Here is a 17,000-nt window from a genome sequence, read left to right as displayed (position 1 = left end):
GGCTTCGGCACTCTTTCCGGGCGGAGCGCGGTGCTCCCGAGGGGGACAGAGGGGTGAGGTGGATGCGGGTCCTGGTGGTCGAGGACGAACCGCTGCTGGCCGGCGCCGTCGCCGAGTGGCTGCGCGGACAGGCCCACGCGGTCGACCTCGCACACGACGGCGCCGCGGCTCTCGAGCGGGCCGGGGTCGTCGACTACGACGTGGTCGTCCTGGACCGGGACCTGCCGGTCGTGCACGGGGACGACGTCTGCCGCGAACTCGTCGCCTCGGCGTCCGACGCCCGCGTCCTGATGCTGACCGCCGCCGCCGACGTCACCGACCGGGTGCGCGGACTCGCCCTCGGCGCCGACGACTACCTGGTCAAGCCCTTCGCCTTTCCCGAACTCGCCGCCCGCGTCCTGGCGCTCGGCCGGCGTTCCCGGCCGGCCGCGCCGCCGGTGCTGCGCCGGGCCGGTCTCACCCTCGACCCCGCCCGCGGCGAGGTCCTCCGGGGCAGCCGCTACGTACCGCTGTCCAAGAAGGAGTTCGCCGTGCTGGCGGAACTGCTGCGGGCCGACGGGGCGGCCGTATCGGCGGAACAGCTGCTGGAGAAGGCCTGGGACGAGAACGCCGACCCGTTCACCGGCGCCGTGCGGCTCGCGGTCCTCAAACTCCGTCGCAAACTGGGGGATCCGCCGGTGGTGGAGACCGTGACCGGCGTCGGGTACCGCATCCCGTGAACCGCCCGCGCCCGCTGTTCCGCCGGATTCTCCCGCTGCCCCGCCGCATCACCCTGCGGGCCCGCCTCACCCTCACCTACGGCGGCCTGTTCCTGGTCGGCGGGGTGGTGCTGCTGGGTGTCACCTACGCGCTCCTCGGCCAGCAACTGGGCGGCGCGGGCACGAAGGTGGTGTCGAGGTCACATCCGGCCGGGCAGCCCACGGCCTCCCCGAGCGGCGCCCCGCGCGAGTCGCGGACCGTGGTCGGCGGCGGACCGGGCCTGTCCACCCCGCCGCCCGGCGCCGACCTGGAGAAGTGGATGGAGAAGCAGCGCGAGCGCTGGCTCCGCGAGGCCACCACCTCCCTTCTCACCCAGGGCGGCATCGCGCTCGGCGTGGCGGGCTGCGCGGCGGCCGGGCTCGGCTGGGTGCTCGCCGGGCGGGTGCTGGCGCCGCTGCACCGGGTCACCGACACCGCGCGCCGGATCGCCGGTGCCCCCGCGGCCGACCGGGGACTGCACGAACGCATCGCGCTGCGCGGCCCGGACGACGAGGTCAAGGACCTCGCCGACACCTTCGACACGATGGTGGAACGGCTCGACCGCTCCTTCGACGGTCAGCGCCGCTTCGTGGCCAACGCCTCCCACGAGCTGCGCACCCCGCTCACCCTCGGCCGGGCCCTGGTCGAGGTGGCCATGCACCGGCCCGCCGCGTCCCCGGACGTGCGGCAGCTCGGCGAGCATCTGCTGGAGATCAACGCCCGCCACGAACGGCTGATCAGCGGGCTGCTGCTGCTCGCCCGGTCGGAGCACGAGATCGCCGAGCGGCTGCCCGTGGATCTGGCCGACGTGGTGGGGCATGTGGTGGATCAGAGCGCGGCGGAGGCCGACCGGGCCGGCGTCGTCGTCCACGACGAGTCGGCCGAGGCGCCCGTGCTCGGTGACGCGCTGCTGCTGGAGCGGCTCGTGCACAACCTCGTGGAGAACGGAGTCCGCCACAACCGCGGCGAGGGCGGTTGGGTCCGGGTGGTGAGCCGGGCTCCCGACGCGGAGCGGGTGGAGCTGGAGGTCAGCAACACCGGGTCGCCGGTGCCGCCGTACGAGGTGCCCGTGCTCTTCGAGCCCTTCCGGCGGCTCGGCGCCGACCGGTTGGTCACCGGGAAGGGGGCGGGCCTCGGCCTGTCCATCGTGCGGGCCATCGCGCGCGCCCACCACGGGGAGGTCGCGGCGGTGCCCCGGGAGGGCGGGGGCCTGACGGTGACCGTGACGCTCCCCCGGGAGCCGGAGCCGGAGCAGGGGCAGGGGCAGGGGCCTCAGAGACCGAACAGGGCCGGATCCGTGGCCAGTTCCTTGAAGTAACCCTGCGGATCGGGGAGCAGCTTGCGCGCCTTGAGATCCAGCAGGCCCCCGACCCCCGTGATCTCCGCCGCCACGGTCCCGTCCGTCTTCGTGATCGTCTGCCGCATGCGGAAGGTCTTGCCCTGGCCCCACTCGAAGACGCAGGAGACCTCGACCTCGTCACCGGCGAGCAGTTCGCGCTGGTAGCGGATGGTCGTCTCCAGGGCGACCGGGCCCACCCCCTTGCCGATCAGGCCGGCCTGGGTGATCCCGGCGGCCCGCAGCAGCGACCAGCGGGCGTGCTCCGCGTAGTTGAGGTACACGGCCTGGTTGAGGTGTCCCTGCACATCCGTCTCGTACCCACGGACGGTCACCGGAACGGAGAACGGCTCGGTCACGACTTCCCCTTCTCGTGCCACGCTTCCTGATCGGTCCGATCCTGACATGTGCTCCCTACATCCGTCGCGGGGATGCCAGCAGATACCGGGCGCGGGTACGAGGATCCGTGTGCTCGCTCACCTGCCAGCCCGCCTTCTCCAGGGTCGCCCCGCACGCGCGCAGCGCCTCGGGGTCCGGCTCGTGCACGGCAACGGCGTCCGGCTGCGGGGTCGCGCGGACCCGGTAGCCGTCGTCCCCGGCCGGTCCCGCCGGGGGATGTCCCGCCGACTCCAGCGCGAGCGCCGCGCCCGGCACCAGATGCGTGCGCTCCCAGCCGCACGGCCGGTCGGTGGCGCCGTCCGGGTTGGTCATCCGGCGCAGCTCCAGCAGCCCCTCCCAGGCGCTGCGCACCTCGCGGAGGCGGGCCGGACCGGCCGGAGGCGGTTGCTCCTCGCCGCCGATGCGCGCGGCGAACACCCCGGTCGCCGTCGGGGCGGCGGGCTCCGCGACGGCCGTGTCGACGTCCGCCGCCTCCCGTATCCGGTGCCCTGCCGGGGTCAGGAAGTGGTCGTGCGGCGGACGCGGATGCCGGAAGGCGAGCCCTCGCTTCACCAGCGCCGCGAGCTGGGTCTCCGTACCACCCCGCAGGCGCCCGGTCTCCGGGTCGGCGGCGTCGATCACACGCCGCTGGGCGGCGGTCGGCGGTCGTGTCACGGCGTGCTCCCCTCTCACGGCGGCGAAGGCCCTCACCGCTTCGAAGGTTACGACCCGGGTCTGACAGTCCGGTCGGCGATCGCTACGACCCGGGTCTGACGTTCCAGCCCGCGATCACCGGCCGGCCGTGCTCGGTGCCCAGACGGCACACCGTCCCGGTGGCCAGCTGGAACAGGGCCCCGTCCGCCGGGGGCAGCCCGAGGCGCCGTGCCGTCAGCACCCGCAGGAAGTGACCGTGTGCCACCAGGACCACGACTCCCTCGGTGTTGGCGTGCGCCGCGTCCACCTTGGCGAGCATCCGGTCCGCCCGCGCCCCGACCTCCGCCGGACTCTCCCCGGGGTGGTCCGCCGGCCCCGGCGCGACCCCGTCGGTGAAGAGGAACCAGCCGGGCCGCTCACGCTGGATCTCGACGGTCGTGACGCCCTCGTACCCGCCGTAGTCCCACTCCCGCAGATCCGGATCGAGCCGCACGTCGGTGAGCCCGATCAGCTCGGCGGTCTCGCGCGCCCGCTGCAGCGGGCTGACGAAGGCGGCCCCGATCCGGTGCGAGCGGATCAGCGGCACCAGGCGCCGCGCCTCCTCCCGACCGTGCTCGGTGAGCGGGACGTCCGTGGAGCCGGTGTGTCGACCGGAACGGGACCACGCGGTCTCCCCGTGCCGTACGAGCAGAAGATCACCCATGCCGCACAGGTTATGGGCCACCGCTCCCGCCGCGCGAACCCGGCGTACCCCGGGCCCCGGCGCGCGGAGCCACCCGCGCCCCTAGTACCGCCGCCCTTGTGATCCAACTTACGTTTCGGATCTGGATGTTCGGCGCTGACAACGATCTCGGCCGCCACCACCCCGCAGTGATCAAGGCTGTCCGGAAATCCCCTACAGGGCCGGTCGCCGCCTTCCTAAGGTCTTGCCTCGTGCGTCTTCGAACAGACGTTCATTTCATTTCCTGGAAGGACAGGACACACACTGTGCGACATAGAAGCCTGCCCCAACTCGCCCTGGTCACAGCGCTGTTACTGACCGCCGAAGTCGGCCTCGCGCTCACCGGACAGGCCTCGGCGGCTTCGGTCCCCGAAGTCACGCCTGCCTCCACCGAGGCCGTGCAGCCGTCCGAGACCGAGTTGCTCGAGAGCGACCTGGCCTGGGCCGCCGCGCATGCCGAGGGGTCGAGGGCCTGGGCCGTCCTGGAGGCGGGGAAGACGGGCGAGAAGGTCGTCGTCACCGACGAGACGACCCCCGACTCGATCACCGTGGCCAACCCCGACGGAACGCTCACCAGCACGATGACGCCCGGCCCCGAGCGGGTCTGGCGGGGCGGCAAGTGGCGCAAGGTCGACGCCACTTTGACCAGGTCCGCCGACGGTTCGGTGCGGGCGAAGGCGCATCCGGGCGGCCTGCGGCTGGCGGGCAAGGGGGGCGCCGTCCCCGGTTCGCTCGCCGCCGCCAAGAAGGCCGCGGCACGCGACCTGGTCACGCTCGGCTCCGGCGACGAGAGCGTGACGCTGCAGTGGAAGGGCGGCCTGCCGGAACCCGAACTCGACGGCACCACCGCCCGCTACCAGGACGCGGTGCCCGGCGCGGACCTGATCGTCGAGGCCACCCGCACCGGGTTCGAGCAGTTCGTCGAGCTCGACCGGCGGCCGGACGGAGCCTACTCCTACACGCTCCCGGTCCAGGCCAAGGGCCTGAAGGCCAAGGCCAACAACGACGGTTCCGTCGCCTTCGCCGACGCCAGGACGGGCGCGGTGCGGGCCACGATGCCCGCGCCGGTCATGTGGGACGCCACCGTCGACAAGACGTCCGGCGAACACACCCGCAGGGCCCGCGTCGGAATGAAGGTCGTCGACAAGGGCGACGGCCGCATCGACCTGGTCGTCACCCCGAGCGCGAAGTTCCTCGGCGACCCGAGGACCCGGTACCCGGTCACCGTCGACCCCTCGACCTCGGCCCTGGCCGCCACGTTCGACACCTACGTGCAGCAGGGCGAGACCACCGACCTGTCCACCGACACGGAACTGGACTTCGGCAACCCCGGCACCAAGAACGCCGACGGGACGCCCCGCACCGCCCGCTCCTTCATCCACTGGAACACCACGCCGATCCAGGACGCGCTGATCGTCGACACGAACCTGGCGCTGTGGAACTTCCACTCCGGCAACACCGACTGCGCCAACCAGTCGTGGACCGTCTGGGACACCACCGCGGCCGGTACGTCCTCGCGCTGGACCAGCCAGCCCACCTGGAACCAGCAGTACCACTCCTCCAGCCAGACCCGCGGCAACCCCGACTGCGCCGGCACCCAGCCCGACGGCTGGATCAACGCCGACGTCGACGCCCTCGTGCAGACCTGGGCCTCGGCCAAGGCCACCCGCGGCTACATGGGGCTGCGCGCCGCCAACGACGACACCCGAGGCTGGAAGCGCGTCAACTCCGGCAACAACACGGCCAATCAGCCGAAGCTGAGCGTGACCTACAACTACCGGCCCTCCGACGGCGCGGACCGTCAGGCCGGCGCGCCGTTCAGGTCGTACGCCGGGGTGTGGGCGGTCAACACCACCACGCCCACGCTGCGGGACACCTTCACCGACGCCGACGGCGACACCGTCAACGGCACCTTCCAGGTCTACGACGCCGCAACCAACACCCCCATCACCACGCCCACCGGTGAGGGCCTGCTGGTCTCGGACTTCGTCGCCTCCGGCAAGCCGGCCAGTGTCACCGTCCCGGCCGGACAGCTTCAGGACGGCAAGACCTACAAGTTCCGCACCAATGCCTATGACGGCACCCACTACAACCTGAACTGGTCTCCCTGGACCCAGTTCGTGGTGGACACCACCGCTCCGGCGGAGCCGAAGCAGATCGTCTCCACGACCTACCCGGAGAACTGGGGCGGCGGCGGGGCCGGAATCGCGGGCCGCTTCGACGTCACGACCGGCGACGCGTCCCCCTACGAGGTGCAGTACCGCTTCGACCCGTACGAGGACGACGCCGACAACTACGGCTGGGCGTCGGTCCGTACCACCACGGCGACGACCCGGGCCCCGGCGCCCGAAGCCTCCTACACCGCGACCCCGGCCGCCGACGGCAACCACGTGACGCAGACGCGCACGGTGGACCGGGCGGGCAACGTGGGCCCGATCAAGGACTACGGGTTCACCGCGGGGAACCGGGACTACAACCGCGCCCAGAAGATCGACATCAAGCTGCCGCAGCCGGATCTGGCCTCCGACGTCGCGGCCTATCTCAACGAGCCGCAGCGCATCGCCGACTGGAAGCAGGGCAGCGCCTCGCGCACCCTGCGCAAGGGCCATGAGACGGTCACCATCAAGGCCAAGGACCAGCGGTCGCTGGCGGGCACCCGCAAGGCCGCGAAGGAACTGGCCCAGCAGCGCAAGCTGCGCGCCCCCTCCTACCCCGATCCGATCGTCACCGGCTCCTGGTGCCAGCCCTCACTGTTCGGGGAGGCCCAGAAGTCGCTGATCACCCGCAACGAGGCCTGCGTCTTCTACGACCTGAACTACACGAAGGAGTACTACCTCAACGGCGTCAAGACCGAGGAGCGCCACGCACGGTTCGAGATCGCCTTCCAGGTCAAGACCGACCGGCACGACGGGACGATCAAGACGTGGATCCAGCTGAACCCGGTCTTCAACGACTTCCCCGGCCACGACAGGTCCGTGCTGTTCGGTGACGGCAACCCCATCGCCCACATGGACTCGATGTGCTTCAGCGGTGCCTGCGAGGGTGCCACTGACAGCAGGGACGTGCGGAACTACGACTTCTACGGCGACCTCAGCTGGAAGGGCGGCGGCAACGCCACCCCGGTCGACTCGCACATGGCCACCGGTACGGCCTCGCACAAGTGGGACGGCTCCACCGACGGCGTGGGCCCCTCCGACGCGGGCCTGTCCAGGAAGCTGCCGGTCTGGTTCATCTTCAACCCGGAGAGCGAGTACGTGCCGGTCGAGGGCAAGGACGACGAGATCGACGGCGGCAGCGCCCGCTCGCCCGGCGTCGACGTGCGCTGCGACAAGGTCGACTCCTACGGCGTGCCGGGATGTGTGCTGACCCAGTACGTGCCCAAGTACCAGATGGACGCCGCGCGCTATCCGGCCGCCGCGGCTCACCTGTGGATGGTGCAGAACAAGTCCGCGGTCAAGAACCTGGGGACCGTCGACAAGCCGCTGCACTACCGTCCCGACGCGGACAACGGCCGGGTGAACTCCACCTGGACGAAGAAGAAGATCCGCAACCGCGTCTGCGGCTACTACGGCGGCACCAGGACCGACGGGTACGTTCCGACCAAGGGATTCGTGCCGCATCCGAAGACGTTCCTGCACCCGGAGTTCCGCCCGCAGGTCCCCCTGCCGAACCCCGACAAGGTGAACTGTGACGAGGTGCCGTTCGCCTCGACGTACGAGACGGTCGGCCTGCCCGCCACCGCCGGCGGGTTGAACCCGGCCGGCACGGCCGGCGGCGGCGAGTGCATCCAGACCGTGGCGGCGAAGGCCGACGACGGCAGTGAGCACCTCCTGGACGACACCCGCTACGACGCGCCGACGTTCAGCGAGAAGTGCGGGCGTTCCTCGATGTCGGGATACGTCAACCAGGGCGCGATGAACAAGTACGGCAACGAGTTCCTGGCGCAGATGCGGGTCATCGACGGTGACGCGTTCGCCATCGACCCGGGCGTCGCGTGGTTCAAGGGATGCAACACCGGTGCGGCGACGCTCGTCTGCGAGATGAGGAAGCCGTAGCCACCGCACCGCTGCCCGGGGCCCGTCAGCCGGACGGGTTCCGGGCAGCGGCGCGCTCAGTGCACGGGGTGCCAGTGCTCCAGCGCCTCGTCCAGCAAGGGCGCCTCGGGGTCGTCCCAGATCAGGCAGCCCCAGACCAGGCCGGGCACATCGGGGCCCATGGCGTCCGCCGGACCTTCGGTGAGCGTGCGGTGAACGGCTTCGAGGTAGGCGGCGATCGAGGAATAGCCGGGTTTGTCGCAGGCCAGATGGTCCGGCATGGACCACCGGCCGACGCCGTCCGCGCCCACGTAGTGGCCGGACTCGGGGCCCGCCTCGTCGCCGGTCAGCCAGGGCACCACAGCGGCGCCCCACATGTCGCCCCGGCCGACCTCCGGCAGCCGAGGCCGGAGCGCGTCCTGCGGGCCGAGCAGGATCCCGCCCGGCAGGAACGCCCCCGAACCGACCTCGCCCGCTTCCTCGTTGGCCTCGATGTACTGGTGCTCCACGCCACCGCACAGCCGCCACAGCGCCGCCAGTTCCGTGGGCAGCCCGAACCCGAGGGCGTCCCGCAGCCGTACGTCGGCCGCGGCGATCTCCTCTTCCGTCGCGGGCGGCAGAAGAGAGGCGTGGGAGACGGGCGCGTACTCGGCGAGCCAGCCGGTCACGGACCGCCAGGCGGCGGCGACCCGCTCGGCCTCACTGGTGTGTTGAACAGACATTCGCCCACCGTAGCCACCGAACTGCCCGCCCGCGGCGCCAACGATCACCGGTGGCGGGAAGTCGGCCCTACTGCCGGTACCCGCTCAGGAACCGGCCGATCCGCCCGATCGCCGCCTCCAGGTCCTCCGCGTGCGGCAGGGTGAGGATGCGGAAGTGGTCGGGGGTGGGCCAGTTGAAGCCGGTTCCCTGGACGACCTGGATCTTCTCGCGCAGGAGCAGGTCCAGGACGAACTTCTCGTCGTCGTGGATCTTGTGCACCTTGGGGTCGAGCCGCGGGAAGGCGTACAGCGAGCCCCTCGGTTTCACGCACGACACCCCGGGGATCTCGTTGAGCTTCTCCCAGGCCACATCGCGCTGTTCGCGCAACCGTCCGCCCGGCGCGGTCAAGTCGTTGATCGACTGGCGGCCGCCCAGCGCGGCCTGGATGGCGTACTGCGCGGGCGCGTTGGCGCACAGCCGCATCGAGGCCAGCATGGTCAGCCCTTCCAGGTAGTTCCGGGCGTGCTGCTTGGGTCCGGTGACGACCAGCCAGCCCGACCGGAAGCCCGCCACCCGGTAGGTCTTCGACAGGCCGCAGAAGGTGAGGACCACCAGGTCGGGGGCGAGGGCGGCGGCCGAGTGGTGGACCGCGTCGTCGTAGAGGATCTGGTCGTAGATCTCGTCCGCGAAGACCATCAGGCCGTGCCGGCGGGCGAGGTCGAGGATGCCCTCGATGATCTCCTTCGGGTAGACCGCGCCCGTGGGGTTGTTGGGGTTGATGATGACCACGGCCTTGGTGCGATCCGTGATCTTCGACGCCATGTCGTCCAGGTCCGGGTACCAGTCGGCCTGTTCGTCGCAGAGGTAGTGGACCGCCTTGCCGCCCGCGAGGGTGGTGACGGCCGTCCAGAGCGGGAAGTCGGGGGCCGGGATCAGAATCTCGTCGCCGTCCTCGACCAGCGCGGTCACGGCCATCGAGATCAGCTCGGAGATCCCGTTGCCGAGGAAGACGTCGTCCACGTCGACGTCCAGGCCCAGGTTCTGGTAACGCCCCACGACGGCCCGGCGGGCCGACAGGACGCCCCGCGAGTCGGTGTAGCCGTGCGCCTGGGGGAGCATCCGGATCATGTCCTGGAGGATCTCCTCCGGCGCCTCGAAGCCGAACAGCGCGGGGTTGCCGGTGTTCAGGCGCAGCACGCTGTGGCCCGCCTTCTCCAGTGCGTCGGCGTGCTCGATCACCGGGCCGCGGATCTCGTAACAGACCTCGCTGAGCTTGTTCGACTGCCGGAACTCCATGCGCCCCTCCAGTATCTGGTGTCACTTGGTTTTACCAAGTCCGCGCTTGGAAAGTCCAATGACATGTCTAGACTGCGTGCCATGTCACCACGCCGAAGCTACGACCAGTACTGTTCCGCCGCCCGCGCGCTGGATGTCGTCGGCGACCGCTGGACCCTGCTGATCGTCCGTGAACTGCTGGCGGGCCCGCGCCGCTACACCGACCTGCACGCGGACCTGCCGGGCGTGAGCACCGACGTACTCGCCTCACGGTTGAAGGACATGGAACGGGACGGCCTGACCACCCGCCGCCGACTGCCGCCCCCCGGCGCCGCCTACGTCTACGAACTCACCCCGCGTGGACGCGAGTTGCTGCCGGTCCTCCAGGCCCTCGGTACCTGGGGTCAGGCCGAACTCGGGACCCGGCGTCCGACGGACGCGGTGCGCGCCCACTGGTTCGCGCTGCCGCTGCTGCGGGCCCTGGAGGGGGAGGGACTCGTCGAAGTGCGGCTGGAGGAGGGGGAGTTCCATGTGTACGTCGGCGGGGCGGACGGTTCCGTCTACGGCGACGGACCCGCTCCGGCCGAACCCGACGCACGGCTCGCGCTGGACACCGACACGTGTACGGCCGTGGCGCGGGGGGAGTTGAGCGTGGCCGACGCGGTACGGGACGGACTGATCAGCGTCACCGGGGACGGAACCCTCGCCAAAGCGTTGCGGGAGGCATAGGAAAGGGGCCCGCCGGACGACGGGCCCCTACGACGCGGACGCGGTCAGACTCCCGGCGGTCGCCCGGTCCCGCGCGTCAGCGCGTACCCGCCGATGCCGGCGAGCGCGGCCAGCACGCCGCCGATCCCCGTCCACACCCAGCGGTCGGACCACCAGCCGGACGCCCAGCCGTCCTCCGGGTCGATGCTGGACAGCACGGCGGCCGAACTGTCCCTCTCCGCCTCGGACTTCACCGCGACACCCGGCACCAGCGGCTCGGCCAGCGAGCCGTCCACGGCCGCCGCGCCGCCCATGTCCTTGGAATCGACCCGGACCGAGGCCCGCACCGGCAGACCGAGGTCGGCCGTCGCGAGGTTCACCACGGTCAGCCGGACGTAGTACGTGCCCGGCAGCGGGTCGTTCGCCCACGGCTCCGACCAGGCGCGGACCGTGCGCAGCACACAGGCCAGCTCCACGGAGGAGGCGTCGGCGGCGACGGCGCGCGTCTGGGAACCGTACTGGCAGGCCTGGCGGCGGCGCAGTCCGTCGTAGACGTCGATCTGCCAGGTCTCGGCGGCGTGCGTGTCGGGCAGCCGCACCGTCGCCTTGACGTCGGGGCGCTGTCCGGCGTCCGCCGGGAAGGACCAGTACAGGTAATCGCCGGCCGAACCGCTGGCGGTCGCCTCCTGGCCCTGCTCGATCTCCGTCGCCGTACGGAAGGACGTACCCGCCTCGTCCGGGGCCTTCTCATCGGCGAGGGCGGGCGCCGCCGCGAGTCCCAGCATCAGCAGGGCCGCTGTCAACGTACGTGTGATGCGCATCAGTTGGTCCTCCAGACCGCGACCCGCCAGCGGGACACCCAGCCCCAGATCAGCCCGGCGAGGAAGCCGGTCAGGATCAGCGCCCCGAGCAGCCACCAGCCGCGCCCGAGGCCGAAGGAGGCCACGTCGCTCGACCCCGACGGACCGTCGACGACGTCCACGGTCAGCTCCAGTGGCAGACCGGGCGTGGTCTTCACCCCGGAGGCGGCCGAGAAGGAGTGCGTGACCTGGAGGCAGACCGTCTCCGCCGGGGCGTCCTCGTCGTCGCTGTCCGCCTTTGGATGGCGCAGACCGGTCGACACCACGTCCGTGCGGCCGTTGCCCGCCGCCTCCCCGCGCACGATCTCCCGGCCGCGTTCCGTCACGGCCCGCAGCAGCACGCCGTACGACGGGTTCACCTCGCGGTCGGCCGACACGCTCACCGAGGCCCGCAGTTCCTGGCCGGGCTCGACGTCCACCCGGTACCAGCGCTGTTGCCCGAACTCCGCGCGGTCGGTGTACAGGCCCGACTCCAGCGTGGGCGCCTCGGCGCAGACCGAACCGCCTTCCGTGGCCACGGGCGTCACCACCGGCTCGGCCGCGCGGTCCACCAACTGGTTGACGCGGTCGCGGAGTTCGTCAGTGTGCTCCACCGAGGTGTAAGTGCCGCCGGTCGCCTCCGCGATGCAGCTCAGCTGCTGCCGCATCTTGGTGTTCGGGACCAGACCGAGCGTGTCGATGGTCAGCCCGATGCCCTTCGCGGCGATCTCCCGGGCCACCTCGCACGGGTCGAGCGGGGCGCAGGTGTCCTCGCCGTCGCTGATCAGCACGATGCGCTTGGAGCCGGTGCCGCCGTCGAGGTCGTCGGCCGCCTTCAGCAGCGCGGGCCCGATGGGGGTCCAGCCGGTGGGCGTGAGGGTCGCCACCGCCGTCTTGGCCTCGGTGCGGTCCAGCGGGCCGACCGGGTAGAGCTGCGCGGTGTCCTTGCAGCCCGTCTTCTGGTTGTCGCCCGGGTAGTTGGCGCCGAGGGTCCGGATGCCGAGCTCGACCTCCTCGGGCGTGGCGTCGAGCACTTCGTTGAACGCCTGCTTCGCCGCCGCCATCCGGGACTGGCCGTCGATGTCCCGGGCCCGCATCGAGCCGCTCACGTCGAGGACGAGGTTCACCTTCGGCGCGTCCTCGCCCGTGGGTTCGCCGGCGGCCGCCCCGGCCGGGAACGCGAGCCCCGCCGTCAGCGCGGCGAGCAGGGCACAGGCCCCTGCCGCCAGCCGTGTTCTTGTGATCATCGGCGGATCCTATTGATCGGGACCGTCGCACTCCAAAACGACCCCCGACGGCCACCTCGAAGCCCCCTCAGCACAGGGGATTGGGCAGCCGCGCCCACTGGTCCCCGGGTGTGTTCGGCGACAGCCGCATCAGCGTCAACGCCTTGGCGGGCAGCGGCTCCCCGCACAGCACGGCGAGATCGGGCGTGCGCGGCAGATCCCGTACGGCCTTCTCCAGCGCTCCGCCGAGCGCCGCCGCCGAACCCGCCGTACCGGCGAGCGCGCCCGCGACGAGGGAGCCGAACAGCTTGCGGCGCAGGGTGGTCTCGTCCTCCGTGACGATCCGTCCGGTCAGCTCCGGCACCGGGATCCCGTGCCGGACCAGCCGGGCCGGGCTGATCCGGATGTCGGCCAGGTCGCGGTAGACCAGGCGCAGCGGGGTGCCGTCGGCGGCCAGCACGACCAGCAGGTTCTGGCCGTGCGCCTCCAAGGCCACGCCCAGCTCCAGCAGCCGCAGCCCGACGGTGAGGGCGAGCCGGGCGAAGGCGGCCAACCAGGCGGTGCAAGACGGTAGTTCAGTGGTCGCGAGCGCGGCGACCGGCACCACGCGGTCACCCGGCCGCGCGTACTCCTGCGGCGACTCGCGCAGTACGGCCGCCAGGTCGGGGGAGTCCGCGGTCGCCGCCCCCAGCGTGCGGGTGACGTGCAGCAGCCCGTCCGTGCGCGCGGCCAGCGACTCCGCGAACGCGGACAGGGTCGCCGAGAGGCCGATGGAGTACACCGAGATGTCCCGCACCGACGAGGTCAGCCGGGCGCTCAGCGCCGTCTTGACGTGCGGTCCGCCGGGCAGGGCGAGGGTGCGCAGGGACATCAGCGGACGCGCGCCGCCGAGACTGCGTTCGCAGGGGCGCTTGAGCACGTGCGCGGCCTGCCAGGGATGCACCGGCAGCAGCAGGTCGTCCCCGTCCCGGAGGTCGTCCGGCCAGGCGCCGGTCAGCAGGCACTCGGCCGCCGGTACCGGCCACAGCCCGAGCTCCACCAGCGGCCGGTGCTCGGGCCCGTAGGCGAGTTGCTCGGCCACCGAGAAGCCGGGCCGGGAACGGCAGTTGGGGTGGTACGGATGACCGTCGACGACCCGCTGCTCCCACTCCCAGTCGTGCACCGGCCAATTTGGTGAGGTGTCCGGCTGATTCGCCCGGGACAACGCCAACGAGGCGACGCTGTGCTCGAGTTCGGACCCGAAGGCGGTACCGTCGGCTACGCCCAGGTCGGTCGTCAGCAGCGCCGGATCGGCGTACGCCGTCTCGTCGAGACGCACCTCCGTGACGTACGCGGCGGTGGCGTACGGGTCCGCGTGCGGTCCGTGCAGTCGGCGGCCGTCGGCGAGGCGCAGGGTGAGGCCGTCCCGGCCGGTCTCGCGGGCCGTGATCCAGGGCAGCGGCTCATGAGCGAGCGCCCGCCACAGCCGCGTCAGCACGGCCGCGCGGGCGCCGGGCAGCTCGGCCGCGTACCGGGACGCCAGACCGGGGCGGAGGTCCGCCAACTCGGCCGCTACCTCGGCTTCGGCGGTGAGGGGACGGTGCACGGTCGGGCTCCTCGGGTACGAGTAGGGCGTCAGCGCGGGCGGTGACGACAGACATACTGATCTTCGCCGCCCGAACGGACCGTAGAGAACGAGTGAACGCGTGGACCTGATGCCCTCGCCCGCCGCTGCCGACGCCGCCGCCGACGCGTACGCCGCCGCGCCGCTGCTGAACTGCCTGCTGCGGGAGGTGGCCGAGCCGCTCGATCGGCCCGGCGAACCGCTCCACCAGCCCGGTGGGCCGCGCGTGCACCGGCTGCCCAGCGGGCGGCTGCTGCGGGTGCGCGGCACCCGGCGCCCGGCCGTGCCCGAACTGCGGGTGGACGGGGAGTGGCTGCCCGTCGGCCATCCCGAGCTGGTGAAGCTCGTCGCCGAGGAACTGCGCCGGCACACCGGCCTGGACAACCCCGAACTGCCCGCCGAGATCGTCGACAGCCGGCACGCGGTCGCCGCGCTGCTCGCCGCACGGGCCCGCGCGACGCCTCCGGCCGACCCGTACCTGCTCTCGGAGCAGTCCCTGGTCACCGGGCACCCGCACCACCCGGCGCCGAAGGCGCGCGGCGGCGGCCCGGTGGCGGCCTGGCTGCCGTACGCGCCCGAGGCGCACGCCCGCTTCCCGCTGGTGCTGCTCGGCGTGCGGGAGGACACGGTCGTGGAGGAGGGCGACACCACTGCTCTGGACACCCTCGGCGAGGCACCGCCCGGCTACCGGCCGCTGCCCGCCCACCCGTGGCAGCTCGACCTGGTGGACCTCGGTCCGGCCTTCGCCGACGGGCGGCTGATCCGCCTGGGCACCACCGGCTTCGAGACCTGGCCGACGGCCGCGATCCGTACGGTGTACGACCCCCAGCGGGATCTGTTCCTGAAGTTCAGCCTCGACGTCCGCATCACCAACGACATCCGCCGGCTCTGGCGGCACGACCTGATCGAGCTCCGCAGGACCGATACGGCGGTGACCGAGGCGTTCGCCGCCGGGCCCGGCGCCTGGCTCAGCGACCGGGGCTACCGGACGGTCGACTTCGCCTTCGAGGAGCTGGCCGTCCTGGTCCGCGACGGCTTCCACGGCCACCTCCGCCCCGGCACGACCCCGCTGCTGGCCGCGGGCCTCGTCGAGGGCTTCGCCGGGAGCCCTCTGGACGCCGCCGAGGACCCGGCGAGCTGGTGGGACGCCTACCTGGGCGCGGTCGTACCGCCCGCCCTCACCGCCTTCGCCGACCACGGCGTCGTACTGGAAGCGCATCTGCAGAACACGGTGGTCGCCGTCGACGCCGAGGGCACCCCGGTGCAGGCGCTGTACCGGGACGCCGAGGGCGTGAAGCTGCTGGCGGACGTGGACCGGGCCGCCGGGTGGGAGCGGCTGGTGTACTGCCTGGTGGTGAACCACCTCTGGGAGGTCGGCGCCGCCCTCGCCGAGCGCCGGGCGGGCTTCGACCCCTGGCCCGCCGTACGCCGGGCCCTGGCCGCCCACGACCTGCCGGAGATCCCCGCCCTGCTCAGCGCCCCCACGCTGCCCGGCAAGACCAACCTGCTGCTGCGCTGGACCGGCGCGGACGGCGCCGCCGCCCGCTACCGCCCCCTGCCCAACCCGCTGGCCCACACCTGACCTGACATAGGCTGGCCGGTGTGCTGCGTGAAGTGACTGGTGTGCGATACGTGACCCCGCTGCGGTCCGGCGGCTCCGTGCCCGGAGTCGTCGAGGCCGACGATCTGGGCACGTACGTCGTGAAGTTCACCGGCTCCGCGCAGGGGCACAAGGCGCTGGTCGCCGAGGTGATCGTGGGCGAGCTGGCCCGCGCTCTCGGCCTGCGCTTCCCCGAACTGGTGCTGGTCCACTTCGACCCGTCGATCGCCGACACCGAACCGCACCAGGAGGTCCGGGACCTGCACGCCGCCAGCCACGGCGTCAACCTCGGCATGGACTTCCTGCCGGGTGCCAAGGACCTCACCCCGGAGCTGGCCGAGGTGTTCCCGGTCGATCCGCTGGAGGCCGGCCGGATCGTCTGGCTGGACGCGCTGACCGTGAACGTGGACCGCACGGTCCACAGCTCCAACCTCATGGTCTGGCCCACCCTGGGCACCGTCCCGCCGCGCCTGTGGCTCATCGACCACGGCGCGGCCCTGGTCTTCCACCACCGCTGGGACGGCAGCGACCCCGCGAAGGCCTACGACTTCCGCCACCACGCCCTCGGCCGCTACGGCCCCGACGTACGGGCCGCCGACGCCGAACTCGCCCCCAAGGTCACCGAGGAGCTGCTGCGCGGGATCGTCGCGGAGGTTCCCGACGCCTGGCTCACCGACCACGCCTCGCCCGACGAGGCGCGCGAGGCCTATGTGGCGTACCTGCACGCGCGCGTGCGCGCCTCCGAGGCCTGGCTGCCCACGGACTTCCCCACCCGGGACGAGCTCGCCGCCGAGGACGCCCGCCGGGCGGCGAAGAGACAGCAAGGACGCCCCGCGTGGCTCAAGCAGGTCCCCGATCTGCACGGCAAGCCCGCGGCCGAACAGGATTGGTCGGTGCACCTCGGATGAGTGGCCGGGTCGAGATCGAGTACTGCACCCAGTGCCGCTGGCTGCCGCGGGCGGCCTGGCTGGCGCAGGAGCTGCTGACGACCTTCGAGGCGGAGCTGGACGAACTGGCCCTGAAGCCCGGCACGGGCGGGGTGTTCGTCGTCCGGGTCGACGGTGAACCCGTCTGGGACCGCCGTGAGCAGGGGTTCCCCGAGCCCACGGCGGTCAAGCAGGCCGTACGCGACCGAGTGGCCCCTGGGAAGTCCCTGGGCCACTCGGACAAGTCGGCGCGGGAGTAG

Annotated in this window: 15 protein-coding genes; 7 read left to right on the top strand and 8 right to left on the bottom strand. The window is 72.1% G+C overall.

Annotated features, from left to right (window positions below; all coding sequences use genetic code 11):
* The first annotated feature begins 62 nt into the window (after positions 1-62).
* Together ACWDRW_RS17615 and ACWDRW_RS17610 are read left to right on the top strand one after the other, a co-directional pair.
* On the top strand, positions 63-719 hold the full coding sequence (locus ACWDRW_RS17615) for a response regulator transcription factor (RefSeq protein WP_451724128.1): 657 nt from the start codon (positions 63-65) through the stop codon (positions 717-719).
* Positions 716-2,056 (top strand): HAMP domain-containing sensor histidine kinase, encoded by a 1,341-nt coding sequence (locus ACWDRW_RS17610; protein ID WP_451724126.1) that lies wholly within the window; start codon positions 716-718, stop codon positions 2,054-2,056. The genes ACWDRW_RS17615 and ACWDRW_RS17610 overlap by 4 nt, the downstream gene beginning before the upstream one ends.
* Here the strand turns inward: ACWDRW_RS17610 and ACWDRW_RS17605 are convergent.
* The 3 genes from ACWDRW_RS17605 to ACWDRW_RS17595 all read right to left on the bottom strand — a co-directional run bounded on the left by ACWDRW_RS17605 (position 2,011) and on the right by ACWDRW_RS17595 (position 3,809).
* A complete protein-coding gene (locus tag ACWDRW_RS17605) occupies positions 2,011-2,433 on the bottom strand; it encodes an acyl-CoA thioesterase (protein WP_451724123.1) in 423 nt (140 codons plus the stop codon). The two genes, ACWDRW_RS17610 and ACWDRW_RS17605, sit on opposite strands and share 46 nt — an antisense overlap.
* A 55-nt stretch (positions 2,434-2,488) precedes the next feature.
* A complete protein-coding gene (locus ACWDRW_RS17600; RefSeq protein WP_451724121.1) occupies positions 2,489-3,127 on the bottom strand; it encodes a hypothetical protein in 639 nt (212 codons plus the stop codon).
* A gap of 82 nt (positions 3,128-3,209) precedes the next feature.
* Positions 3,210-3,809 carry a histidine phosphatase family protein gene (locus ACWDRW_RS17595; RefSeq protein ID WP_451724120.1) on the bottom strand — a complete coding sequence of 200 codons (600 nt, stop codon included), beginning with the start codon at positions 3,807-3,809 and terminating at the stop codon, positions 3,210-3,212.
* A 284-nt stretch (positions 3,810-4,093) separates the two neighbouring features.
* Between ACWDRW_RS17595 and ACWDRW_RS17590 the strand changes: the two genes are divergently transcribed.
* Positions 4,094-7,882, top strand: coding sequence for a DNRLRE domain-containing protein (locus ACWDRW_RS17590; RefSeq protein WP_451724118.1), 3,789 nt, complete (start codon positions 4,094-4,096; stop codon positions 7,880-7,882).
* Between the two features lie 56 nt (positions 7,883-7,938).
* On the opposite strand, the gene ACWDRW_RS17585 is transcribed toward ACWDRW_RS17590, so the two are convergent.
* Complete coding sequence (locus ACWDRW_RS17585) at positions 7,939-8,583, bottom strand: hypothetical protein (RefSeq protein WP_451724116.1); 645 nt, start codon at positions 8,581-8,583, stop codon at positions 7,939-7,941.
* 67 nt (positions 8,584-8,650) lie between these two features.
* On the bottom strand, positions 8,651-9,859 hold the full coding sequence (locus ACWDRW_RS17580; protein WP_451724114.1) for a pyridoxal phosphate-dependent aminotransferase: 1,209 nt from the start codon (positions 9,857-9,859) through the stop codon (positions 8,651-8,653).
* A gap of 81 nt (positions 9,860-9,940) precedes the next feature.
* Between ACWDRW_RS17580 and ACWDRW_RS17575 the strand changes: the two genes are divergently transcribed.
* Positions 9,941-10,567 carry a winged helix-turn-helix transcriptional regulator gene (locus tag ACWDRW_RS17575; protein ID WP_451724113.1) on the top strand — a complete coding sequence of 209 codons (627 nt, stop codon included), beginning with the start codon at positions 9,941-9,943 and terminating at the stop codon, positions 10,565-10,567.
* Positions 10,568-10,611: 44 nt separating this feature from the next.
* Here ACWDRW_RS17575 and ACWDRW_RS17570 read toward each other — a convergent pair whose 3' ends face one another.
* The 3 genes from ACWDRW_RS17570 to ACWDRW_RS17560 all read right to left on the bottom strand — a co-directional run bounded on the left by ACWDRW_RS17570 (position 10,612) and on the right by ACWDRW_RS17560 (position 14,196).
* Entirely contained in the window at positions 10,612-11,367 is a 756-nt protein-coding gene (locus ACWDRW_RS17570; protein WP_451724111.1) for a hypothetical protein, read from the bottom strand.
* Positions 11,367-12,632 (bottom strand): VWA domain-containing protein, encoded by a 1,266-nt coding sequence (locus ACWDRW_RS17565; protein ID WP_451724109.1) that lies wholly within the window; start codon positions 12,630-12,632, stop codon positions 11,367-11,369. The genes ACWDRW_RS17570 and ACWDRW_RS17565 overlap by 1 nt, the downstream gene beginning before the upstream one ends.
* Before the next feature lie 67 nt (positions 12,633-12,699).
* Positions 12,700-14,196 carry an IucA/IucC family protein gene (locus ACWDRW_RS17560; protein WP_451724107.1) on the bottom strand — a complete coding sequence of 499 codons (1,497 nt, stop codon included), beginning with the start codon at positions 14,194-14,196 and terminating at the stop codon, positions 12,700-12,702.
* Between the two features lie 109 nt (positions 14,197-14,305).
* Between ACWDRW_RS17560 and ACWDRW_RS17555 the strand changes: the two genes are divergently transcribed.
* From ACWDRW_RS17555 to ACWDRW_RS17545, 3 genes are read left to right on the top strand one after another with little or no spacing between them, the layout of a single operon-like run.
* Positions 14,306-15,796, top strand: coding sequence for an IucA/IucC family protein (locus ACWDRW_RS17555; RefSeq protein WP_451724191.1), 1,491 nt, complete (start codon positions 14,306-14,308; stop codon positions 15,794-15,796).
* 20 nt (positions 15,797-15,816) lie between these two features.
* Positions 15,817-16,722: a HipA family kinase gene (locus tag ACWDRW_RS17550; RefSeq protein WP_451724104.1), complete on the top strand. Its 906-nt coding sequence runs from the start codon at positions 15,817-15,819 to the stop codon at positions 16,720-16,722.
* Positions 16,719-17,000 carry a SelT/SelW/SelH family protein gene (locus tag ACWDRW_RS17545; protein WP_451724102.1) on the top strand — a complete coding sequence of 94 codons (282 nt, stop codon included), beginning with the start codon at positions 16,719-16,721 and terminating at the stop codon, positions 16,998-17,000. Before ACWDRW_RS17550 ends, ACWDRW_RS17545 begins: the two co-directional genes overlap by 4 nt.

Source organism: Streptomyces sp. NPDC003635 (assembly GCF_053587635.1).
The sequence above is the reverse complement of the archived record's forward strand: the minus strand, read 5'-3'. Positions and strand labels throughout refer to the sequence as shown.